Origin of the sequence: Bradyrhizobium sp. ISRA442, from assembly GCF_038085055.1 — a bacterium.
Classification (GTDB): domain Bacteria; phylum Pseudomonadota; class Alphaproteobacteria; order Rhizobiales; family Xanthobacteraceae; genus Bradyrhizobium.
On record NZ_JALGCN010000026.1, the window covers coordinates 91,466 to 112,130 of the forward strand.

Annotated in this window: 21 protein-coding genes and 2 pseudogenes; 13 read left to right on the plus strand and 10 right to left on the minus strand. The window is 61.8% G+C overall.

Annotated elements, in window-relative coordinates:
* Window positions 1-85: 85 nt before the first annotated feature.
* A complete protein-coding gene (locus tag MTR72_RS34490; RefSeq protein WP_280966527.1) occupies window positions 86-640 on the minus strand; it encodes a DUF4142 domain-containing protein in 555 nt (184 codons plus the stop codon).
* Between the two features lie 365 nt (window positions 641-1,005).
* Here MTR72_RS34490 and MTR72_RS34495 point away from each other — a divergent pair, with 365 nt between their 5' ends.
* The 5 genes from MTR72_RS34495 (at window position 1,006) to MTR72_RS34515 (ending at window position 4,603) form a co-directional block, all read left to right on the plus strand.
* Complete coding sequence (locus tag MTR72_RS34495; protein WP_280966526.1) at window positions 1,006-1,566, plus strand: gluconate 2-dehydrogenase subunit 3 family protein; 561 nt, start codon at window positions 1,006-1,008, stop codon at window positions 1,564-1,566.
* 112 nt (window positions 1,567-1,678) lie between these two features.
* A complete protein-coding gene (locus MTR72_RS34500; RefSeq protein ID WP_341511976.1) occupies window positions 1,679-2,953 on the plus strand; it encodes a GMC family oxidoreductase N-terminal domain-containing protein in 1,275 nt (424 codons plus the stop codon).
* Window positions 2,859-3,383: a GMC oxidoreductase gene (locus MTR72_RS34505; protein ID WP_280966523.1), complete on the plus strand. Its 525-nt coding sequence runs from the start codon at window positions 2,859-2,861 to the stop codon at window positions 3,381-3,383. Before MTR72_RS34500 ends, MTR72_RS34505 begins: the two co-directional genes overlap by 95 nt.
* Window positions 3,376-4,209: a cytochrome c gene (locus MTR72_RS34510; protein ID WP_280966522.1), complete on the plus strand. Its 834-nt coding sequence runs from the start codon at window positions 3,376-3,378 to the stop codon at window positions 4,207-4,209. Before MTR72_RS34505 ends, MTR72_RS34510 begins: the two co-directional genes overlap by 8 nt.
* Before the next feature lie 73 nt (window positions 4,210-4,282).
* Window positions 4,283-4,603 (plus strand): c-type cytochrome, encoded by a 321-nt coding sequence (locus tag MTR72_RS34515; RefSeq protein ID WP_280971117.1) that lies wholly within the window; start codon window positions 4,283-4,285, stop codon window positions 4,601-4,603.
* A gap of 3 nt (window positions 4,604-4,606) precedes the next feature.
* On the opposite strand, the gene MTR72_RS34520 is transcribed toward MTR72_RS34515, so the two are convergent.
* The 5 genes from MTR72_RS34520 to MTR72_RS34540 are packed head-to-tail and all read right to left on the minus strand — an operon-like array spanning window position 4,607 to window position 8,441.
* Window positions 4,607-4,882, minus strand: a complete 276-nt coding sequence (locus MTR72_RS34520) for a cytochrome C oxidase subunit IV family protein (protein ID WP_280966521.1) — start codon at window positions 4,880-4,882, stop codon at window positions 4,607-4,609.
* Window positions 4,879-5,523, minus strand: coding sequence for a cytochrome c oxidase subunit 3 (locus MTR72_RS34525; protein ID WP_341511977.1), 645 nt, complete (start codon window positions 5,521-5,523; stop codon window positions 4,879-4,881). The genes MTR72_RS34520 and MTR72_RS34525 overlap by 4 nt, the downstream gene beginning before the upstream one ends.
* On the minus strand, window positions 5,516-7,123 hold the full coding sequence (ctaD, locus tag MTR72_RS34530) for a cytochrome c oxidase subunit I (protein WP_280966519.1): 1,608 nt from the start codon (window positions 7,121-7,123) through the stop codon (window positions 5,516-5,518). Before ctaD ends, MTR72_RS34525 begins: the two co-directional genes overlap by 8 nt.
* A complete protein-coding gene (coxB, locus tag MTR72_RS34535; protein ID WP_280966518.1) occupies window positions 7,120-8,061 on the minus strand; it encodes a cytochrome c oxidase subunit II in 942 nt (313 codons plus the stop codon). Before coxB ends, ctaD begins: the two co-directional genes overlap by 4 nt.
* A 26-nt stretch (window positions 8,062-8,087) precedes the next feature.
* Window positions 8,088-8,441 carry a hypothetical protein gene (locus MTR72_RS34540; protein ID WP_280966517.1) on the minus strand — a complete coding sequence of 118 codons (354 nt, stop codon included), beginning with the start codon at window positions 8,439-8,441 and terminating at the stop codon, window positions 8,088-8,090.
* A 235-nt stretch (window positions 8,442-8,676) separates the two neighbouring features.
* On the opposite strand from MTR72_RS34540, the pseudogene MTR72_RS40600 reads away from it, so the two are divergent.
* From MTR72_RS40600 to MTR72_RS34570, 7 genes and pseudogenes are all read left to right on the plus strand, one after another.
* Window positions 8,677-8,781, plus strand: a pseudogene (locus MTR72_RS40600) (cytochrome c3 family protein); the annotation flags it as partial.
* A gap of 39 nt (window positions 8,782-8,820) precedes the next feature.
* Entirely contained in the window at window positions 8,821-9,216 is a 396-nt protein-coding gene (locus tag MTR72_RS34545; RefSeq protein ID WP_280971116.1) for a cytochrome c3 family protein, read from the plus strand.
* The gene (locus tag MTR72_RS34550) at window positions 9,213-12,098 is read left to right on the plus strand and encodes a TAT-variant-translocated molybdopterin oxidoreductase (protein ID WP_280966516.1); all 2,886 of its coding nucleotides are present in this window, start codon (window positions 9,213-9,215) and stop codon (window positions 12,096-12,098) included. The genes MTR72_RS34545 and MTR72_RS34550 overlap by 4 nt, the downstream gene beginning before the upstream one ends.
* Window positions 12,095-13,450: an NrfD/PsrC family molybdoenzyme membrane anchor subunit gene (nrfD, locus tag MTR72_RS34555; protein ID WP_280966515.1), complete on the plus strand. Its 1,356-nt coding sequence runs from the start codon at window positions 12,095-12,097 to the stop codon at window positions 13,448-13,450. The genes MTR72_RS34550 and nrfD overlap by 4 nt, the downstream gene beginning before the upstream one ends.
* Entirely contained in the window at window positions 13,443-13,973 is a 531-nt protein-coding gene (locus MTR72_RS34560) for a DUF3341 domain-containing protein (protein ID WP_280966514.1), read from the plus strand. The genes nrfD and MTR72_RS34560 overlap by 8 nt, the downstream gene beginning before the upstream one ends.
* Entirely contained in the window at window positions 13,970-14,500 is a 531-nt protein-coding gene (locus MTR72_RS34565; RefSeq protein WP_280966513.1) for a c-type cytochrome, read from the plus strand. The genes MTR72_RS34560 and MTR72_RS34565 overlap by 4 nt, the downstream gene beginning before the upstream one ends.
* Window positions 14,497-15,609, plus strand: coding sequence for a hypothetical protein (locus tag MTR72_RS34570; protein WP_280966512.1), 1,113 nt, complete (start codon window positions 14,497-14,499; stop codon window positions 15,607-15,609). The genes MTR72_RS34565 and MTR72_RS34570 overlap by 4 nt, the downstream gene beginning before the upstream one ends.
* On the opposite strand, the gene MTR72_RS34575 is transcribed toward MTR72_RS34570, so the two are convergent.
* A complete protein-coding gene (locus tag MTR72_RS34575) occupies window positions 15,497-16,195 on the minus strand; it encodes an SCO family protein (protein WP_280966511.1) in 699 nt (232 codons plus the stop codon). The two genes, MTR72_RS34570 and MTR72_RS34575, sit on opposite strands and share 113 nt — an antisense overlap.
* 350 nt (window positions 16,196-16,545) lie before the next feature.
* Here MTR72_RS34575 and MTR72_RS34580 point away from each other — a divergent pair, with 350 nt between their 5' ends.
* A complete protein-coding gene (locus MTR72_RS34580) occupies window positions 16,546-17,154 on the plus strand; it encodes a cysteine hydrolase family protein (protein ID WP_341511980.1) in 609 nt (202 codons plus the stop codon).
* Window positions 17,155-17,911: 757 nt separating this feature from the next.
* Here MTR72_RS34580 and MTR72_RS34585 read toward each other — a convergent pair.
* The 3 genes and pseudogenes from MTR72_RS34585 to MTR72_RS34595 form a co-directional block, all read right to left on the minus strand.
* The gene (locus tag MTR72_RS34585; RefSeq protein WP_280966509.1) at window positions 17,912-18,166 is read right to left on the minus strand and encodes a FitA-like ribbon-helix-helix domain-containing protein; all 255 of its coding nucleotides are present in this window, start codon (window positions 18,164-18,166) and stop codon (window positions 17,912-17,914) included.
* A gap of 702 nt (window positions 18,167-18,868) precedes the next feature.
* On the minus strand, window positions 18,869-19,807 hold the full coding sequence (locus MTR72_RS34590; protein ID WP_280966508.1) for a complex I NDUFA9 subunit family protein: 939 nt from the start codon (window positions 19,805-19,807) through the stop codon (window positions 18,869-18,871).
* 559 nt (window positions 19,808-20,366) lie between these two features.
* Window positions 20,367-20,462: pseudogene (locus tag MTR72_RS34595) on the minus strand (DUF892 family protein); the annotation flags it as partial.
* Window positions 20,463-20,665: the final 203 nt, after the last annotated feature.

The window sequence follows — 20,665 nt, forward strand, 5'->3', positions numbered from 1 at the left end:
TCTCCGCACGTCGAGCCCGCAACGGCCGGAGCTGCATCGCTGCCATTGGCAGAAAAGTGCCGAGTGCCGTCGTCCGACAGCAGGATTACTTCTTCGATTGTCCGACGCTTGGCGCCTTGCCGAGTTCCTGTGCCATCTCGAGGTGGTGCTTGAGGGCAGGGACCGTCTTGCCAGCCCAATCCTTGAGATCGGCATTGTCGCCGCCCTTGGCGTAGCGTTCGAACAGGGACACCGCGTCCTTGTGGGCGCTGACCTGATCGGAGTCGAAGTCGGAGCTGAAATCCTTGCCTGAGGCGGCTTTCAGCTTGTCCAGCTTGCTCTGGTGGGAGCTGTCGATTGCTGTCGGCAGTTCGGCCTTGACCTTGCCGCTGCTGACCAGTCCCTTCAGATCGTTGCTGGTCTTGGTGTGATCGGTCACCATCTGCTGCGCGAATGTTTTCTCCTGCGCATTGCCCTTCTGCTCGGCAAGCTTGCTGGACTCGATCTCGAACATGTCGCTGATGGCGACCTCCTTGACGAAGTCGGCCGTTGTTGGCGCAACCCCGAGCGCGGAGTTGATGCCAGTCTTTTCACCGACCGATTGAGCGAGCGCCGGGCCCGCCAGCAGAATACAGCCCAAGACAATCATAGTGTGTTTCATCGTCATGTCCTCTCAAGCCTTGCCGCGCGCACACGCGTCGGGTTGGTTCTCGCCGACCAACATGGGCTGAATGCGTTTGTTCCAAAGTCCCGCTCGCAAGTGGCGTCCCTCGCCTAGCCGCGCTCGGCAAATCAGGGACCCCGACCCCAAGGTTGCGACTGAGGGGTCGAGGTCCGATCAAATGCGCCGTAGGAACCTACAAACCCTGGTCACGTTGCCGCAGCGGTTCGATGGATCTCCCCCATGCGGCGACGGGCGTTTCTGGTCTCACTCGCGACCTGGCTGGTCAGTACGACATCGCTGACGCGCGCAACCGTCATCCACAATCGTTTCCCTTGGGCTCCCCATAACTCGGCGCTGAGATCGTGCGGCCGGGACCATGGCAGTTCTTCACCCTCGATGAAGCCCGCGCGATGGAAGCGATCGTCGACCGCATTATTCCGCCGGACCCGGAGACGCCAGGCGGCAAGCTTGCGGATTCCGCCGTCTTCATCGATCGTCAGCTCAAGGGGCCGTACGGCTCCAACCAGAGCCTCTACATGCTTGGCCCCCACGCCAAAGGCACCAAGGAGCAGGGGCCGCAGTCGGCGCTGACCCATGCCGAGCTCTACCGCAAGAGTCTCGCCGCGCTCGACAAGCATTGCAGGTCGACGTTCGGCGGCAAGACCTTTGCGGAGCTCGGTGCCACCGAGCAGGATGATGTCCTTGGCAAGATCGAGTCCGGCGAGGTTAAGTTCGAGACTGTCGATGCGCAGGGATTTTTCTCTGCGCTGTTGAAGGATGTCCCGGAAGGCTTCTTCGCCGACCCCATTCACGGCGGCAATCGCGATATGGTCGGTTGGAAGATGATCGGCTTTCCCGGCATCCGCTACGACTATCGCGACTGGGTCAATCGCCAAACGAGCGCTATCCGCATCCGCCAGTGAGCATTGTGGGCCGCTCCGACTGGACTCCCGCAAAATCGTGAGCGTGACATATGGACCGCAAGCTCCGCCAAAGGACGTCGTTATCATCGGGCTCGGCTGAACCGGATCGATCATGGCTTACGAGCTTGCCGACGCCGGACTCGATGTGATCGCGATCGAGCGCGGCCCCTGGCGCAATGCGGCGACGGACTATCCGCCGGGCTACGCAGCGGATGAGCTGCGGTTCCGGATTCGCCACGAGCTGTTTCTCAGTCCCCGCCAGACCACCTTCACCTTCCGCAACAAGATGAGCCAAACGGCTCTGCCGATCCGGAGCTGGGGCGCATTCATGCCGCCGAACGGCGTTGGCGGGGGAGGGGTGCACTGGAACGCCGAGACCTGGCGCTTTCCTGCCGTCGGATTTCGTGCTGAAGACCCACCTGACCGAGCGCTACGGCACAAGCTTCCTGCCCGAGGGTATGACGACCAGGACTGGGACGTGACCTATGACGAGCTCGAGCCGCATTACGACCGGTTCGAATATCTCTGCGGCACGTCCGGCCAAGCCGGCAACATCAAGGGCACGATCATGGAGGGGGGCAATCCGTTCGAAGGGCCGCGTTCGCGTCCCTATCCCAATCCGCCGCAGGATCAGCCGTTCAGCCACACGCTCTTTGCCAAGGCGGCGCGCGACATCGGCTACAAGCCGTTTCCGCAATCCTCCGGCAACATGTCGCGACCATATCAAAATCCATTGGGCGTTCGACTGGGACCATGCACCTATTGCGGGTTCTGCGAGTGGTTCGGTTGCGGCAACTACTCAAAGGCCTCGCCGCAAACCACCATCCTGCCGGCGCTGGTCCGCAAATCCAACTTTGCGGCACGCGACAACAGCGGGGTCACGCGGATCAATCTCGACAGCTCCGGCAAGCGCGCCACAGGCGAGACGTTTGTCGATGCCGCGGGCGATGAGTGGGAGCAGCCGGCCGATCTCGTTTTGCTCTCCGCCTATACGATTTTCAACATCCAGCTTCTGCTGATGTCGGGCATCGGAAAGGCCTACGATCCCGCGCCCAATACCGGCGTGATCGGCCGCAATTTCACGCACCAGACCGTCTCAGACGTCCTTCGATCCTGCGAAGTTCATCTTCAATCCTTTCATCGCCTCCGGCGCGATCGGAATGTGCATCGACGAGTTCAACGGCGACAATTTCGACCATGGTCCGCATGGGTTCGTCGGCGGCGGTTAGTGGGACAGGTGCAGACCAATGGCCGGCCGATCGAAACCACACCCTTCTGCCGGGAACGCCGTTGTGGGGCGCGAATGGAAGAAGGCGGTCAAGGAAAACTATCAGAGCGCGATCAAGCCCGGCACCGGCGTCCATGGCAGCATGTACAGCTACTGTGATGTCTATGTCGATCTCGATCCCACCTACAAGGATCGCTTCAACCGGCCGCTGGTCCGGATCACCATGGATTTCCATGACAACGAGATCAAGCAGAACAAATTCCTGACCGACAAGTTCGCCGAGATCTTTCAGGCAATGGGCGCAAAACAGGTCCACAAGGAAGATCGCAAGGCACCGTATGACATCACCAAGCATCAGACCACGCATCTCTGCGGCGGAGCGGTGATGGGCAGTGATCCTAACACTAGTGCGCTTAATCGTTACCTCCAGAGCTGGGACGTGACGAACCTGTTCGTGCTCGGCGCCAGCGCGTTTCCGCAGAATGCCGGCTACAACCCCACCGGAACGGTCGCTGCGCTCGCCTATTGGGCGGCCGACGCGATCCGCTCAAAGTATCTCAAGAATCCTCGGCAGTTGATCAATGCGTAGATCCGCACAGTTCGCATTGGCCGCACTCGCGCTTGGCGCCGGCGCGGGCAAGGCCACGAGTGCGAGCTTGCAGGATTTCGCCGCCGTCGAGCGCGGGCACTATCTCGCCGACGCCGCAGATTGCGGAAGCTGCCATACCGTCCCCGGCAGCGATCACCCGTTCGGTGGCGGCAGGCCGATCGAAACGCCGTTCGGGGTGCTGGTCGCCCCCAACATCACGCCGGACCGTGAGACCGGGATCGGTGCCTGGAGCGACGAGGAGTTCAACGCAGCCGTGCGCGATGGGCGCCGACGCGACGGAAAGCGGCTGTACCCGGCGATGCCATTTCCCTACTTCGCGAGGATGACGCGGGAGGACGTGAAGGACATCCGCGCCTATCTGTCGACGGTCGAGCCGGTCCACAATGCGGTGGCCGTCGATCAACTGCCGTTCCCGCCTAACCATAGGACGGCAATGACGGTCTGGGACAAGCTCTACTTCAAGCCGGGCACCTTCAAGAACGAGCCATCGAAGTCGAAGGAGTGGAATCGCGGAGCGTATATGGTCCAGGGCCCCGGACATTGCGGCGCCTGTCACACGCCAAAGACCCTCCTGGGCGGAGACGAGGCCTCAAAGCCCTTGCGGGGCTATGCGCTCCAAGGCTGGGTCGCGCCCGATATCACCAGCGGTCAGGGGCCGCTCGCGCAATGGTCAGCCGACGACGTCGCGCAATATCTCAAGACCGGCCATAACCGCTTTGCCGCCGCGGCCGGCTTGATGGGCGAGGTGGTCGAGCTCTCGACGTCGAAACTGAGCGACGACGACGTCAAGGCGATGGCGGTCTAATGAAGGACGTCTCCGGACCAAAGCCCGCAGCCGACAGCTCGGCTGATTCCAAGGTGCTGACGGCGGGGGCGCGATCTATCAGGATCTCTGCTCGGCCTGCCACAAGTCGGATGGGACGGGCGTTCCCAATCTCATCCCAAATCTCGCCGAGGCGGCCACGGTCAATACGAAGGACCCCACGACGGTATTGCGGGTGATCCTCCAGGGCGCACTGAGCGTTGCGACCGACCGCGAGCCGACCGGTCCGGCCATGCCAGCCTTCGGATGGCAATTGAACGACGAGCAAGTCGCCGCAGTGGCGAGCTATATCCGCAATCATTGGGGCAAGGCGCCGCCGGTCAGCGAGGACGACGTCAGGAAGGAGCGCGCGCGATTGGATGCCAGGACCAACTAGGCCTTACGTCCTGGTCATGAAATCCATCAGGCCAAGCCAAAGAAGGATCCCGAGCCAGAACAGCCCGGCACCCGCGAAGATGAGCGTGAGGCCGCTCCGATGTCGCAGCTCCATGAAAATGGCGGCGACGAGTCCTGCTTTGATGGTGCCGATGCTCAGGGCGACGACGGAATTGCCGGTTCCGAGCGGCACATAGGCGAGCGTTACGGTTAATGCCAGCAAGGCCAGCAGGCCAAGCCAGGCACCGACGAGAGGAAGTGGTGGTCGCCATTGCGTCATGAGGAGGATCGCCCGGGCAGGTAGATCAGCGCGAATAGGAATATCCAGATCGCGTCGACGAAGTGCCAGTACAGCGCCCCGCTGCGCAACGCCGTTTGATGGCGCGTCGTCGGCGCCGTCCGGCAGATGGTCGCCAGTGTGATCAACAGGCAAATCCCGATCAGCATGTGCAGGGCGTGGATCGCGGTCGCGATGAAGTAGAAGATGAAGAAGAGCTGGACGCCACTAGCGCGCGATCCGGCGAACTGGAAGTCGACGCCCGGGACGAGGTGCTCATCATACTCCTTGCTGTACTCGATCCCCTTGAGCACGATGAAGGCCAGGCCAAGGCAGGCCGCACCCACGAGTAGCCATGTGACGATCCCGGCGGTGTCAGGCGAGAAGATCTCGACCGCCCACGCGACCAGGAAGCTCGAGGTCAGGAGCACGGCCGTGTTGGCCGTTCCGATCACGATCTCGGTGCGACGGCTGCCCTCGGCAAAGTCCTCCGGGAACGCGTGCCGGTAGACGAAATAGGTTAGGATCAGGCCGCCGAACAGGAGTACTTCCGTAGCGATGAAGACCCACATGCCGAGTTCGGCGGTGTGATCGCGGTGAGGTATTGAGGCGTATTGCGGCGCGAAGGCGAAGCTTTCAGGCATTTTGCGGCTCCGCCTGAAAGTCCCCGTTGTATTGATAAGGCGCGCGCGTCACCACGGGCTGCGTCGTGAAGTTGAACTCCGGCGGCGGCGACGACGTCTGCCATTCGAGACCAGTCGCGTTCCAGGGATTTGCCGATGCGCGGGCGCCGAAGAACGCGGAATAGCCGAGGTAAAGCAGCGGCATCAGATAAGCAACGGCGAGGATCGCTGCGCCTCCGGATGACAGCACGTTCCAGACCTGAAACTCCGGCGGATAGACGTGATAGCGCCGCGGCATGCCTTCGGCCCCGAGAATGAACTGCGGGAAGAACGTGAGATTGAAACCGAAGAAGATCAACACGGCGGCCGTACGCGCCCAATATTCTGAATAGTGCCGGCCGGTCATCTTCGGCCACCAATAGTGCAGTCCGCCGAAATAGGCCGTCACCATGCCGCCGACCATGATGTAGTGGAAGTGTGCCACGACGAAATAGGTATCGGTCGCGTGCACATCAAAGGCGAGGCAGGCGAGGAAGAGACCCGTGAGGCCGCCAATCGTGAACAGGCCGATGAACGCCAGCGCATAGAGCATGGGCGCGTCGAAATGGATCGAGCCCTTGTGCAGGGTCGCAGTCCAGTTGAAGACCTTGATGGCGGAGGGTACGGCGACGATGAAGCTCATGAAGGAGAAGACGAGGCTTGCGACCAGCGATTGGCCACTGACGAACATGTGGTGACCCCACACCAGGAAGCCGACCGCGGCGATGGCGAGGCTCGCCCAGGCGACGAATTTGTAGCCGAACACCTGCTTTCGCGAGTAGCAGGAGACCAACTCGTTGATCACCCCCATGCCCGGCAGGATCATGATGTAGACCGCGGGATGCGAGTAGAACCAGAACAGGTGCTGGAACAGCAGCGGATCACCCCCGATCCTGGGATCGAAAATGCCGACGCCGAAGAAGCGTTCGGTCGCAATGAGAATCAGGGTGATGGCGAGCACCGGTGTCGCCAGCACCAAGATAACGGAGGTCGCATAGAGCGACCACAGGAACAGTGGCAGGCGATACCAGGTCAGCCCGGGGGCGCGCAGGCGATGGATGGTGACAATGAAATTGAGCCCGGTCAGGATCGACGAGAAGCCGGCAATGAAGACGCCTGCGGCCGCGACGATCACGTAGCTGTTGGAGTAGAGCGTGGAGAACGGCGTGTAGAAGGTCCAGCCGGTATCGACGCCGCCCGCGAAAATGGCAAACAACGTGGTACAGCCACCCAGCATGAAGATGTACCAGCTCATGAGATTAAGCCGCGGGAAGGCAAGGTCGCGCGCGCCGATCATCAGCGGGACAATGAAATTGCCGAGTGTGTTGGGAATAGACGGGATCAGAAAGAACCACACCATGATGATGCCGTGCATGGTGAACAGACGGTTGTAGATGTCCGAGCTGACCAAGTCGGCTTGCGGGGTGGCGAGCTCGATCCGGATCGCGGTGGCAGCGGCGCCGCCGATGAAGAAAAAGAAGATCAGGCTCGCAAAATAAAGGATCGCGATCCGCTTGTGGTCCGTCGTCAAGAACCAGGATTTCAGGGTGTAGTCGGTGGTAAGATAATTCTTCTCGCTCATGATTGGCGTCCTGCGAGGGATTTGATGTAGAGGACGAGTCGCAAGAGCTGGTCCTCGCTGACTTTTCCTTCGAACGAAGGCATCAACGGCTCATAGCTGGCGACGACCTGGCTGCGCGGCAGCAGGATGGAATCCCGGATGTACTTGTCATCCGCGATCACGCTGGTGCCATCGGACAGCGGCACCGGCTTGCCGTACAACCCTTCCAGCGGTGGTGCTCGGACCTTGCTGCCATAGCCATGGCAGCCGCTGCACCCGAGCTCGCGAAATAGGACGCCTCCTTCATCCGCAAGCGGACTTAATGGGGCCTGCTGCGTCAGCCAGTTGGAAAAATCGGCCGGCTCCATCGCCACGATCTCGCCGATCATGCCGGAGTGATCGGTGCCGCAATATTCCGCGCAGAACAGGTGATAGTGCCCCGGCTTGTCCACCTCGATCTCGAGGTCCTGGTAGCGGCCCGGGACCACATCATGCTTGAGCCGAAGGGCCGGGATGAAGAAACTGTGAATGACATCCTGCGACGCCATCACGAGGCGTACGGGGCGCTTGACCGGAATGTGCAGTGCGTCGATTTCCGACTGGCCGCCGGGATGCTGCGTCTTCCACATCCACTGTTTCGCGACGACGAACACGTCATGCTCGTCCGCCTGTGTCTTGTAGATCTGGAAATAGACGCTGGCCCCCCAGACGAAGAGGCCGAGGAAGCAGATGAACGAGGCGGTGGTCCAGCCGACCTCCCAATGCCAGCTTTTGACGACGCGGTCATCGCGGTCGGTCTGGTTGCCCGCGCGATAGCGCACGCAAAACAGCATCAGCAGAAAGAACAGCAGCCCTAACACCAGCGCGCTTGCAACCAATAGACCAGCGAACAGCAGATCGACATCGCCGCTATGCAGCGAGAGCGCGGGCTGCCAGAACGGGATCCACTGGCGCCACATCTACGGCAGCCTCGTCCGGCGCGAGCTCATGGAGATGGCCACCCCGGCAACCCCTTGCGCAGGAGGATCTCGACCGCGCGGTCAATCGGAATGCGGACTTCGCCTCGATTGCGATCGGCCCAGCCGTAACCGCGCTCGATCTGCTCGTCGGCCTGTCGTGACTTCTGCAGCGCATCCCGAGGGGTGACCTCGAGCGGCGGCGCATTTGAGCTCAACGCGGGACGGCTTGCAGGTGTGATGCGCTTCATCGATTGCGGATACATAAGCGGCAGCACGAGCGGCGTGACTGCGACGAAAGTCGCAAGGCCTCCCGCAAGCCACCCGACGAGGCGGAGTCCGACGTCCGACCGCTCGTAGTCGAAGCGCTTGCCGTCCGCCATGGTGTTGTCCTCGGTCGCGGCAGGACAATGCCGTATCGGGGATAGCGTTCCTACATTAGGAACCAACGCACGATGGCAAGGTTGTCGACCGGGAGCTCGCCATCCGGTCACAGCGAGAATGGTTCAGATATTCTCCTCCGTGGCGGATACCTGGTTACGCCTGTTTCTGATCGGCGGCCTGTCCCTGGCCGGCGGCGGCACTGTCGCGGTCGTTGGCTTTGCACACTCGGCGTATATGACGGACACCCACATTCGACCGCATCAGCCGGTGCCTTTCAGTCACCGTCACCATGCGGGGGAACTCGGCATCGACTGTCGCTATTGCCACAGCAACGTTGAGGCTGGCCCCCAGGCAGGCCTCCCATCGACCGAGACCTGCATGACATGCCATTCGGAAATCTGGACCAACGCGTCAATGCTCGAGCCGTTGCGGCGAAGCCTCGCCGACAACACGCCGATCCGGTGGACCCGGGTCGCAAAGCTCCCTGACTACGTGTTCTTCCGCCACGACATCCATATCGCCAAGGGCGTCGGCTGCGAAACCTGCCACGGCCGTGTCGACCAGATGGCGCTAACCTATCGCGCGAAAGCGTTCACCATGGAGTTCTGCATCGGTTGCCATCGTGATCCCGCGCCGCATCTGCGACCGCTGGAATACATCACCGACATGTCATGGAAGCCGCCGGCAAATGCGCGCAAGGGAGGCGAGGCGATCGCCGCCCATGAGGGCATTCGGGTCGGCGAACTCACCCACTGCTACGTATGTCACCGATGAAGCGCCGCATCGACCATCGATCGACGGACGGCCCGCGCGTTTGGGCGGGCATCGAGGAGCTCTCAGACGATCCGCGCTTCCAGGCCTTCATCGACGCGGAGTATCCCGCGGTGCAGGAGTTTTCGAAGACCGCGCGCCGCGAATTCTTGAAGCTGATGGGCGCATCCTTCGCTCTGGCGGGGCTGACCGGCTGCGAGAAGAGCTCGTTCGTCGCCGCGTTACCCTATGTCGACCAGCCTGCGAGCGAGACCGTCGGCCTGCCGCGCTACTATGCGACGGCGGTGCTCCTCGACGGCTTCGCGCAGCCCGTGATTGCCACGACCCATGCGGGACGGCCAACGAAGCTCGACGGCAATCCGGGGCATCCGGCTACACGAGGCCGTAGCGACGTCTTCATGCAGAGCGCGGTGCTGCAGCTCTATGATCCGGACCGCGCGGCCGCGCCGAGCCGGCACGGCGAGCCCGTGAGCTGGGCCGATGTGGAGTCGGCCATCGGTGCAATGCGCGAGAGCTGGCGGGCCGATCAGGGCGAGGGCGTGCGGCTGCTGCTCGGACCGACCACGTCGCCGACGCTGCGGCGGCAGATCGATTCGTTTCTGAAGCAGTTTCCAAAAGCGCGCGTTCATGTGCACGCGCCCACAGGTCTTGATGCGAGACGACAAATCACGGCTGCGGTCTATGGGCAAGCCATTGACGTGCACTATGTGCTCGCGAACTGCGATGTCGTTGTCAGCCTCGACGATGATTTTCTGGGACCGGGACCTGACCAGCTGCGCAATGCGCTGGGCTGGTCGCAGTCGCGTCGGCGGTTTGCGGATCGGCCGGGTAATCAATTGTTCATGGCGGAAAGCGTGCCGTCCGCGACGGGTGCATTGGCGGCCCGGCGCTTGATCGCTGACGCGCGTCGCATGCCGGCCCTGGCGGAGGCGCTTGCAAACGCTATCGGCGTCGCCGGGGCATCCCGGCCGGAGTTGACGGATGCCGAGGGCCGCTGGATTGCGCGTGCCGCGGCGGCCTGCAAGGGGCGGCCGGGGCGGTCGCTGATTGTCTCAGGTTTGGGTGGAGGTGCCGCCACCGGCCTTTGGGTGGCCAGGATCAATCAACAACTCGGGAATGCCGGCCAGACGCTCAAGCTGACGGCGCCGATCTCCGGACCGGCGAATGCGGGGACGCTTGCCGAGCTCGTGTCTGATATCAACAGCGGGCGGGTGAGTTCGCTTATCGTCTTCGACATCAATCCTGCCTATGGCGCACCCGGCGAGCTCGGCGCCGGCGAAGCCATCAAGCGCGTCCGCTCCTCGATTCATCTCGGCCTGCAACGGGATGAGACCGGCGCACTCTGCGAATGGCAGCTTCCGCTCGCACATGCGCTGGAAAGCTGGAGCGATGCGCGCGCCGTCGATGGCACGGCGACCATCCTTCAGCCGGTGATCTCACCGTTCTACGACGTGAGGACGGTGCACCAGATCGTCGCAATGTTGCTCGGAGAGATCAATCCGGCCGCAGATGCCGCCGTCCGCGCGACCTGGCAGGCGAGCTTTGGCGACGCATTCGAGGCACGTTGGAAACAAGCGTTGCATGACGGCTTTGTCGAGGGGGCTGCGTCGTTCATCACGGCCTCGCCCGCGAGCAACATCATCGCGCCGCCAAGCACGACCGGCGATCTCGACATCGTGTTTCGGCCGGACCCGACCGTCTGGGACGGCCAGTTCGCCAATGTCGGCTGGCTCCAGGAACTTCCGAAGACGCTGACGACCGTCACCTGGAGCAATGTGATTGCCGTGAGTCCGGCGCAGGCAAAGCGTCTCGCTGCCAGCAATGGCGATCATGTCGAAGTGAGGATCGGCGAGCGTCGCGTGAGCGGGCCGCTCTGGATCATGCCGGGCCAGGCCGACAATACGGTCGCGCTCTTTCTTGGCTATGGAAGGACGCGGGCCGGGCGCGTCGGCAATGACCTCGGCTATGACGCCTATCGCGTGCAACCAGGCGCCGAACCGTGGCTGACGCGTGGAAGCCTCCGCAAGCTCGAGACCAATGAAGATCTCGCGGTAACCCAGCTGCATCACCGCCTGGAAGGATTTGATCTCGCCCGCGAGGTCAGTCCGGGTCAGGCAGAGCGGGCATCGCCCAATCTTGCCAGTCTTTACGCCCCCTGGCCGAAATCGAAGAACGCCTGGGGCATGGTGATCGATCTCGACAGCTGCATCGGTTGTAATGCCTGCGTGGCGGCATGCACCGCTGAGAACAACGTTCCCGTGGTCGGGGCGGATCAGGTCAGGGCCGGCCGCGAGATGCACTGGCTGCGGATCGGGCGCTACTACACCGGTGACATCGCCGAGCCGCGCAGCTTCTTTGAGCCGGTGCCCTGCATGCATTGCGAGGACGCGCCCTGCGAAATGGGCTGCCCGGTCCACGCCACGACGCACAGTCCCGAGGGCGTGAACCAGATGGTCTATAACCGCTGCATCGGCACGCGCACCTGTTCCAGCTACTGTCCCTACAAGGTGCGGCGCTTTAATTTCTACGACTATCGCGCCCCCACCGATTCATCGGAACATGCCGCCCACAATCCTGACGTGACCGTGCGCTCGCGCGGCGTCATGGAGAAATGCACCTATTGCACGCAGCGCATCGAGGCAGCGCACGTCGCTGCGGATAAGGAGAACCGTCCCTTGCGCGATGGCGAGGTGGTCACGGCCTGCCAGCAGGCCTGTCCCACCAAGGCGATCGTGTTTGGAGACATCAACGATTCGAGCTCGGAGGTCTCGCGGCTGAAGCGCGACGGCCGGCACTATGTGCTGCTCGAGGAGCTGGGAACGCGGCCGCGCACGACCTATCTGGCGCGCTGGCGCGAGGATGAGACGGAATCGAGGCAGGGATGAGCGATCGATCCGACATCCTGCCGACGCGCCAGAGCATGGGCGGCATCGCCGACCAGCTCACCGGCATCCCCCTGCATTTCCCCGTGGAGCGGCGCTGGCTGATCGCGATGATGTTCGCGAGCGCGCTGCTTTTGCTGCTGATGGTCTCGGTGGTCGAGCTCTTCACCCGCGGCGTCGGCATCTGGGGCATCAACATCCCGGTAAACTGGGCCTTTGCGATCCACAACTATGTCTGGTGGCTCGGCATCGGCCATGCCGGCACGCTGATCTCGGCGCTGCTGCTGCTAACTGGAAGTGAGTGGCGCAACTCGCTCAATCGCTTTGCTGAGACCATGACGCTGTTCGCTGTAGTCTGCGCCGGGATCTATCCGATCCTGCATCTCGGCCGGCCTTGGTACGTCTATTGGATGTTTCCCTACCCGGCCAGCATGAGCGTCTGGCCGCAATTCCGCAGCCCGCTGGAATGGGACATCTGGGCGGTGCTGACCTATCTAACGGTCTCACTGGCGTTCTGGTACACCGGCTTGATCCCCGACCTCGCCGCGGCGCGCGACCGAGCAACTCGTCGCGGCTGGCAGATCTTCTTCGGCATCACGGCACTCGGATGGCGCGGCTCGGCCAGGCATTGGCTGCGCTGGTCACAGGCGTACCGGCTGACAGCAGCCCTTGCCGTGCCGCTGGTCGTATCCGTCCACAGCGAGGTGTCGCTGCTGTTCGCGGTGGGACAGATCCCGGGTTGGCACTCGACAATTTTTCCACCCTACTTCGTGCTGGGGGCTGCCTTTTCCGGCTTTGCCATCGTTTCCATCATCGCCGTGGCGCTGCGCTCGTGGTTCGGGCTCGAGAACCTTGTAACCGACGATCATCTCGATGTGCTCGGAAAGGTCCTGCTCGCGACCGGCCTGATGACGGGGTATGGCTATGTCTTCGAAGTGTTCGACGCCGTCTATTCGGGGGAGGCTCATGAGCTCCAAACGCTGGCGGACCGTTTCGTCGGCGCCTACGCCTGGACTTATTGGGGCGCTGTCATCTTCAATTTCACTCCGCTACAGGCCCTGTGGTGGCGGGTCGTGCGGCGGACTGGATGGATGCTGCTGCTGATCTCGGTGTCTGTCGCGATCGGAATGTGGCTCGAGCGCTACATGATCCTAGTCACCGGTCTCTATCGCGACTTCCTCGTCTCATCCTGGAGCCACTTCACGCCGACCTTTTGGGACTGGTCGACCTATTTCGGCACGATCGGGCTTTTCCTGGTGCCGTTCCTCATCGCCATCAGGCTCGTTCCCATGATCTCGATCTTCGAGAGCAAGGAGCTTCTACACGAAGAGAAAGAGGAGCAGCAGCATGGCTGAAGAGCTCTATGGCGCGTTGGCGGAATTCAGGAGTCCGGAGGACCTGCTGGCGGCAACACGAAAGGCGCGGGAAGCCGGCTACCGCAATCTCGACGCCTTCACGCCGTTTCCGGTCGAGGGACTGGATCGCATTTTGCGGCTTCCGCGCCCCACCATTTCCTTCGTCGGTCTTGCTGGGGCCATCGCCGGAGCAGGCGCCGCGCTGATCATGCAGTTCTATGTGAACTACGACTACCCGCTCAATGTCGGCGGTCGGCCGATCTATGCAATCTCGGCCTTCGCGGTCGTGACCTTCGAGCTCACCATCCTGTTCTCCGCACTCGCGATGCTGGCGGGGATGTTGTGGCAGAACGGGCTGCCGCGGCTCAACTATCCCGTGTTCGGCACCGGGCGATTTCATCACGCCAGCAAGGACCGCTTTTTCCTTTGCGTGAGCGCGGACGATGCCAAGTTCGAGGCGGCCAAGACCTTGGCGTTCCTCCGCGGCACGGGGGCGCTTTCCGTGGAGCTCGTGCCGGGATGAACAGGCTGCCGCTCATCGCTGTGCTTGCAGCTCTGCTCGCCGCCTGCGACCAGAACATGGACGTGCAGCCGCGCTACAGCGAATATTCGCGCGCGCCGCTATTTCGCGGCAGCGCGCTGCGCTGGCCCCCGCCAAACACGGTCGCCCGCGATGATCTCGAACGGGAGAAGGCCGCCAGCACGAAACCTGTGCTCTCGGCTGAACTGCTGGCGCGGGGGCGGGAGCGCTTCGGCATTTTCTGCTCGCCATGTCACGGCGCCGGCGGCGACGGCACTGGGATCATCGTCCGGCGCGGCATGCCGCGGCCGACCAGCTATCACGACGATCGGCTGCGCGCGGCGGACGATCAATACTTCTTCGATGTGATCACCAACGGCCATGGTGCGATGTATTCCTATGCGGCCCGCGTCCCGCCGGGGGATCGCTGGGCGATCGTCGCCTATATCCGCGCGCTTCAACTCAGCCGTCACGCTTCGCTCGACGACGTGCCGGCGGATGAGCGGGCCAAGCTCGAGAGCGCGCCATGAGAGTTCGTGCCGGCGCAGGGAGCGGGGTGGCGGCAATATCGGGCCTGATCCTGATCGCTGGATTTGTCGTCGACGCACGGTCGACCGCTGCGGCCTATCTCGTCGCCTGGATCGCCTGGGGCGCCATCCCGATCGGAGCGCTTGTCCTCTTCATGACAAGCTATCTGGTGCGGCGCCGCTGGACCGAGGCGCTGCATCCGATCTTCGTCGCGGCCACCGGCATCCTGCCTGTCGTCGCGCTGACATTCATTCCCGTCCTTCTCTTCATGAAGGAGATCTATCCCGCCATCGCCGATCCGGCGTCATTGCCGCCGTTCAAGGCGCGCTGGTTTGTGCCGTGGTTCTTCGTGCTGCGGACGGTGATCTACTTCTCGGTCTGGATCGGGCTCGCCGAATGGCTCCGGCGTGCCTGGCGCGACGATGAGGCCATGGTGCGCGCGGCATCGGTGGGGTCGATCGCGTGGATCTTGACCGTGTCGTTCGCCGGGATCGACTGGATGGAATCGCTGGAGCCCGAATTTCATTCATCGATCTATGGCCTGATCTATCTCAGTTTCGTGCTGACCAACGGAGCGGCCTTCGTGATCGGTGGCGGGCTGTTGTCGACGCGAAGGATCGGTCCGAGCCGCGGCTATAGTGGCCTGCTGCTCTCGGTGGTGCTGCTGTGGTGCTACCTCCACGCCATGCAGTACATCGTCATCTGGTCGGGAAATATTCCCAAGGAGGTCACCTGGTATTTGGTGCGATCGGAAAACGGCTGGCAGTTCATCCTGGCTGCGCTCTCGTTCGGGCAATTCGTGTTTCCATTTTGTGCGATGCTGAGCTCCAGCGTGCGATCGGACCCGCATTGGTTGTTGGCCCTGTGCGGGCTGACGCTGGCGATGCGGTGCGTCGAGTCCTCGATCCTCATTCTTCCGGCCATTCACGGGCGGTCGTTCGCAATGACAGCTGTAATGCTGCTCGCCGCGGCGCTCTTTCAGGGCTTGGTGTTGTGGATCACGTTCCAGGCGGTCCTTGCGCGGGTGGCGGAGGAGAGGGCGCCGATCGCCGGTATCTGGCCGCAAACTCGCGTCGAAAGAGAAGCCCGATCAGCAGGGCAAGGACAATGACGCTGATGGAGGCGGCCGCTAGCAGAAGGCGCCGCGCTGCCAGCGTATACGTGCCGCTGGCGGGATCGAAGCTGTAGCAGAGCAGGTGGACCTGATCGGTCCAGCGCCCGACATGCCCCTGGCCTGCTTCGACCAGGGCAAGACGCAGGCTCGGCGCATCCACCGCCAGCGCCGAGAGCGCGCGCGAAATCCGCCCATCAGGTGTCACCACGAAGGCGGCTGCGGGATGGGCAAATTGATCGTGCTCGCGATCGTAGATGGTCCGCACGCCAAATGCATCGGTCAACGAGCCAACGTCCGCAGCCGCCGTCCGCAGGAAGGCGCTGTGTTCGGATAGACCACTCCTTGTACTCAGCTGCGCATTCTTCATGGCCTGCGCCTGAGCGGCTGTATCCTTGGGATCGAAGCCGACAACGATGAGCCGAAAGTCCCTGCCGGCGCTCAGGCCGGTGTCGGCCAGCGCGTTCGACACGATCGATATCGCCGGTCCGCAAAGCGCGTTGCAGGTGTAGTCGGCGAGGATCCAGACGGTAGGGACGCCTAGCCAGTCTCGCAGCGGCGCGGTGTTGCTGCTCAGATCACGCATGCGGACTTGCAGTGGCAACAGTGCATTCAGTCGTGGCGCGAGCGTCGCTTGGTCAAGCTGGCTAGCCGTAACGGCGGCCTGGGCAGTGCAGGGCATCGCTCCAAGGCACGCCAAGACGATCATCCATACCGCGATCGGCGCGGAGACCTTTGATACATCGATCGTACTTTGGGCTGGCAAAACGTGCCTCTGGTCCCGTGATCCCCACGTGCATGGCGGCGGCCACGATCGGGCTATTTCGCATCCGGCAATGTCGGTGCGCTGCCTTTGTTCCAACGTCGCTTCGGAACGGAACCTGATCCTCACGATTTCATTGGAATCCGGGGTGCGGACATGAATGGCGGAGGATGATGAGGGACAGCGAGTCGGAAATACCCGACATCCGGGATGCCGTTCACCTCTGCGTTGACATGCAGAACATTTTCGCTCCCGGCGGCCTCTGGGAAACGCCGTGGATGGAGCGGGTTTTACCTGCGATCACGGATATAGCTTCGCGCTACAAGGTACGAACCGTTTTCTCGCGCTTCATCACGCCCGAGGCGCCGGAGGATCGCGTTGGACAATGGCAAATCTACTTCCGGCGCTGGAGGGAAGCGACGCGCGACCGGATTGCGCCGTTCGGCCTCGAACTCGTGCCGGCTCTGGCCCGGTTCGCCCCTCCCGCGCTCGTGATCGACAAGCCTGCCTATTCGGCGTTCAGCAACCCCGCTTTGGCAGATCTACTTGTCGGAAAGGGGATCGGCACGGTCGTGATCACCGGCGCCGAGACGGACGTCTGTGTCTTGTCGACGGTCCTCAGCGCCGTCGATCACGGCTTCAGGGTTGTGATCGTGGAGGACGCCTTGTGCAGTTCCTCCGATGTTGGCCACCATGCGCTCATGACGATGTATCGCACCCGCTTCCATGGCCAGGTGGATCTGGTAACCGCCGAGGAGCTCGAGAAGTTTTGGCGCGAATAGCGATCCCTTCGCGTTGCAGCATACGAACCCTTTGCAGAGGCGAGACGACCGCAAGCAGTGCCGCTCGGCTGGCGAGGAACCGCCATATGGGCGCGCAAAGTTGATTCGTAGAACACTTTGGGACAGCATGCCGGAACCGGACATCGTGTGCCGGTCAAGCTGCCGCGCGTGGAATTCGAAAGCCGCTACCGGCGCAAGTTCATCGATCCTGCCTTCGCGCCGCTAATTTAACGGACGAACTCGATGCGATCATCGGCGCCGCCTGGGATGCCTACAGTCATTCGCGCAAAGCGCCGCTGACTCGGAAGGCCGGACCCGGCTTCGCCGATCCGAATTACGAGATCGCCATCGACTGGCTCGATGCACGAGCCCTTGATCGGCGGCGTAGAGTCCTCCCATCTGAAGAAGGAATGCGCGATGGGATTGAGACGCAGGGCGAGTCAAGCAGACGGATTCCCTTGAAGATCGACTCGCGCAGTTCGCGCGAGCATACGGGACCCCGCCAAAAAGGAGCCTCCGAGGCGGAAGCGAAGTGAACTGCTGTAGCGAGCCTACAACGCCGATCACGCCGCCGACCTAAGTCGGCAGCTTCACGAACGGCATTAAGAACGAGCCGCTGCAGGGCAGGTACCTGACACACGGAGCCTTCCCATGCCAAGCATCGTCACAATTCTCGCGATCAACCGACGGTTTCCGAACAGTCTCGCTCAATCCGTGCGCGGCGGCTCCTCGAAGACCACATTGGCATCGAGCAGAATCATTCGAAGCGCATTTGCCTGGCGGGACGCGCGCCGCGACCATGTTCAAGTGCCTCGACATCGGCATTGGTGAGGTCAATCTTCCGGCTCATCTCCGAAATGGCGATGCCGAGCCGCAGCCGGCCCTCAGGGCGCACGGCGGCCTCCAGAATGGCGCGCATTTCCGCTTCGGCGCTGCGATTGTGCTGGGCCGCACGGACTTTCAGGGCGCGATGCGCCTCCTCAGAGAGGTTGCGGATGGTCACAGCGGCCATGATGGCGTGCTCCAGAGATTAACTGCGATGATATCAAAATAGAATGTTTGATAGTATTTTCCCGGCCTCCGAACCAAGGCCGCGAGAAACCCAAGCATTCTAGCGTGGTTGGCCCAGACGGCTCCATAGTCCTCCAGCTACAGATAATGCGAATTTCTCTCATCACCCCACACCGTAATCCGGATAGCCCATATTTCCGATCAAGCGTTGGCAAATCTCAGCAACCACGCGCGCTTCATCGTCGCGACCTCTATCGACCCCGGTGTTCGGCAACAAATGGATTATCGTCTTCGCGACGCAATCTATAGCCTGCCGTGCCGCGTGCGCCATGCAGGGGAAAACCGCTGTCTTGGGCGGACAGCCGATCCTTGAAGCACAGGTTAACATAGTCGAACATATCGGTGCGTGACCGGAAGTTCGCCGTGACTCAAAAAAATATTGTCGGGGAATTGGGCTTCAATGGCTCGGCGGACTACCAGATAGGTCGCGAGGTCCGCGCCGGGGAACCGATAGATCGCCTGCGTGACGGGACTTCTTGGGGCGGTTGTCCTCGCGGTGATTCATCTTTCTTGCGCCTTAAGTCACGGTTGGGGTTGTCCCGCTTGTGAAGAAGCCATCAGCGAATCTCCCATCCATACTCCTGGCTACCTCGCACCAAGCGAAGAGGAATTGCAGGAGCAGGATTCACCTGACCGCCTCCATTCAAGAGCCGTTTCGCTCGACGCTGTCCCGCAACATGGTCGATATAATTTGTTCGACTGATTGCGGCGGGATTCCGAGCTCGGAAAATCCTGGCATTCCGATCGACGCTACGCTGTCGATCTGCATCAACTCCACCTGATTCCGTGTGATGGGTGGCCTTGCAAATAGCTCCGAAACCCATCCTGCTACATGCCAAGCAGCAAATGGCACTGGAATGAGTATTGGCCTGCGGCCGGCCGCGTGCGCGACTGATCTGAGTAGCTCTTCGTATGTGTAGATGCGAGGACCAGCGCATTCGTACGTGACGCCCGTTTCGGTTCTCAGAAGCGCTCGTGTCACCGCTTCGGCCACATCGTCAACATAGGCCGGCTGCAATCTCGTCGATCCGCGACCGAACATTGGATATATCGGATATCGGCGGAGCAGTTTGAGGATGGTGGTGAGAAACGCGTCATTCGCGCCGAACATCACCGCCGGCCGAACCAGCGTGGCCTCAGAAAATGCTGCGCGGACCCCCAGTTCGCCTTCGCCGCGCTTGCGAATATAGAGGGACGGCGAAGTGGCGTCGGAGCCGATTCCGGAAACGTGGATGAGCCGCTTGACGCCAGCTCGATGTGCTTGGGCGGCCAATCGCCGGGCGGATTCCACATGCACGGAGTGAAACGTCTCCGGCCCATGTTCAACATAGAGACTGACCGCATTGATGGCGCCGTATACGTCATCAATCGCACCGGCTATCGAACCCTCGTCGTGTAGATCCACCTGCACAGATTGGAGGCGCGGGTCGTCATAGCCAAAAAGCTGCCCGCCTCGTTCAGGATTTCTTGATGCAATCCGAACAGAAAACTCAGGCGCCTGGAGAAGGCATCGAACAATGCGGCGGCCGAGAAACCCCGTTCCACCGAACACCGTAACAAGGCGATTACTTGCGGCCGCCATGGCGACTCGTGATATCTGAGACCGTCTCAAGCAAGACCACGCCGGCGGAAAACGCCAGGCTCGGCGGTCGTCTGTCCGAGCGACGGGAACGCCTATCTGTCTGCGTATCCAGATCCAACGCGTGCTCCTTCAAATTAGTTCGCTAAGCGGCGTACTGGCGATGGCTTTTACAGGAGCGCGATGCGCAAGTCGCGGAACTGGACCGCTGAGCCCTCATGATGATTTTGCGGTCCGATATGACCGCGCGGCGCGCAAGGAGGCATTTGCCTGTGCGCGGTGATCTCAAATTCATTCCACTCGCCGACCGGACTCGAGAGGCGCCGAACGGCCGGAGCTAGCCGATAGATCGCTCCTGTCAGATGAAGTGCACTGCCGAGAACGTGATAATCCGGATCAAGTCAGCCCGACATTCCATTGGTCGCCGATGGGTTCAACGGAGAAAGTAGGTCTGTTCTTGGCCCATCGCGACCTTCGCTGCGGTTGCACAGAGCCGGTCGGTATCGGATCGAAGCGGATATTGAACGAAGATTTAGGAGTACGCGCGCTAGCTAGGTCGCGGGTTGGTTGCCTTTTCAATCATATCGGGCAGCGATTTGATGATCTGCTGCTCCGCGTAGTAGACGTCCTGAAGATCATGGATCAGCGGGTCTTCCATCGATTCTATATCCTTAGAGTCCCATTCAACGTCTCCCGTCGCAATGATGGCAATGGAACCGCCGCCGACCGGACGCCTGTCCCAACAGTGCACTCGGAGGACCGACATGGATGGATCGGAACGCTTCGCTAATCTGTTGGGATGGGCGGCGATGGACGTATGGGGCGATATGCTGCGCGGCTCCAGGAAGCGCTATTTGAGAC

Coding starts and splice junctions, on each gene's coding strand:
- MTR72_RS34540 (WP_280966517.1), bottom strand. CDS start 8,441: ATGGCGGACGGCAAGCGCTTCGACTACGAGCGGTCGGACGTCGGACTC.
- MTR72_RS34525 (WP_341511977.1), bottom strand. CDS start 5,523: ATGCCTGAAAGCTTCGCCTTCGCGCCGCAATACGCCTCAATACCTCAC.
- MTR72_RS34590 (WP_280966508.1), bottom strand. CDS start 19,807: ATGGCGGCCGCAAGTAATCGCCTTGTTACGGTGTTCGGTGGAACGGGG.
- MTR72_RS34560 (WP_280966514.1), top strand. CDS start 13,443: ATGGCTGAAGAGCTCTATGGCGCGTTGGCGGAATTCAGGAGTCCGGAG.
- MTR72_RS34570 (WP_280966512.1), top strand. CDS start 14,497: ATGAGAGTTCGTGCCGGCGCAGGGAGCGGGGTGGCGGCAATATCGGGC.
- MTR72_RS34580 (WP_341511980.1), top strand. CDS start 16,546: ATGAGGGACAGCGAGTCGGAAATACCCGACATCCGGGATGCCGTTCAC.
- MTR72_RS34550 (WP_280966516.1), top strand. CDS start 9,213: ATGAAGCGCCGCATCGACCATCGATCGACGGACGGCCCGCGCGTTTGG.
- MTR72_RS34520 (WP_280966521.1), bottom strand. CDS start 4,882: ATGACGCAATGGCGACCACCACTTCCTCTCGTCGGTGCCTGGCTTGGC.
- MTR72_RS34575 (WP_280966511.1), bottom strand. CDS start 16,195: ATGCGTGATCTGAGCAGCAACACCGCGCCGCTGCGAGACTGGCTAGGC.
- coxB (WP_280966518.1), bottom strand. CDS start 8,061: ATGTGGCGCCAGTGGATCCCGTTCTGGCAGCCCGCGCTCTCGCTGCAT.
- nrfD (WP_280966515.1), top strand. CDS start 12,095: ATGAGCGATCGATCCGACATCCTGCCGACGCGCCAGAGCATGGGCGGC.
- MTR72_RS34545 (WP_280971116.1), top strand. CDS start 8,821: ATGACATGCCATTCGGAAATCTGGACCAACGCGTCAATGCTCGAGCCG.
- MTR72_RS34500 (WP_341511976.1), top strand. CDS start 1,679: ATGGCTTACGAGCTTGCCGACGCCGGACTCGATGTGATCGCGATCGAG.
- MTR72_RS34565 (WP_280966513.1), top strand. CDS start 13,970: ATGAACAGGCTGCCGCTCATCGCTGTGCTTGCAGCTCTGCTCGCCGCC.
- ctaD (WP_280966519.1), bottom strand. CDS start 7,123: ATGAGCGAGAAGAATTATCTTACCACCGACTACACCCTGAAATCCTGG.
- MTR72_RS34585 (WP_280966509.1), bottom strand. CDS start 18,166: ATGGCCGCTGTGACCATCCGCAACCTCTCTGAGGAGGCGCATCGCGCC.
- MTR72_RS34490 (WP_280966527.1), bottom strand. CDS start 640: ATGAAACACACTATGATTGTCTTGGGCTGTATTCTGCTGGCGGGCCCG.
- MTR72_RS34510 (WP_280966522.1), top strand. CDS start 3,376: ATGCGTAGATCCGCACAGTTCGCATTGGCCGCACTCGCGCTTGGCGCC.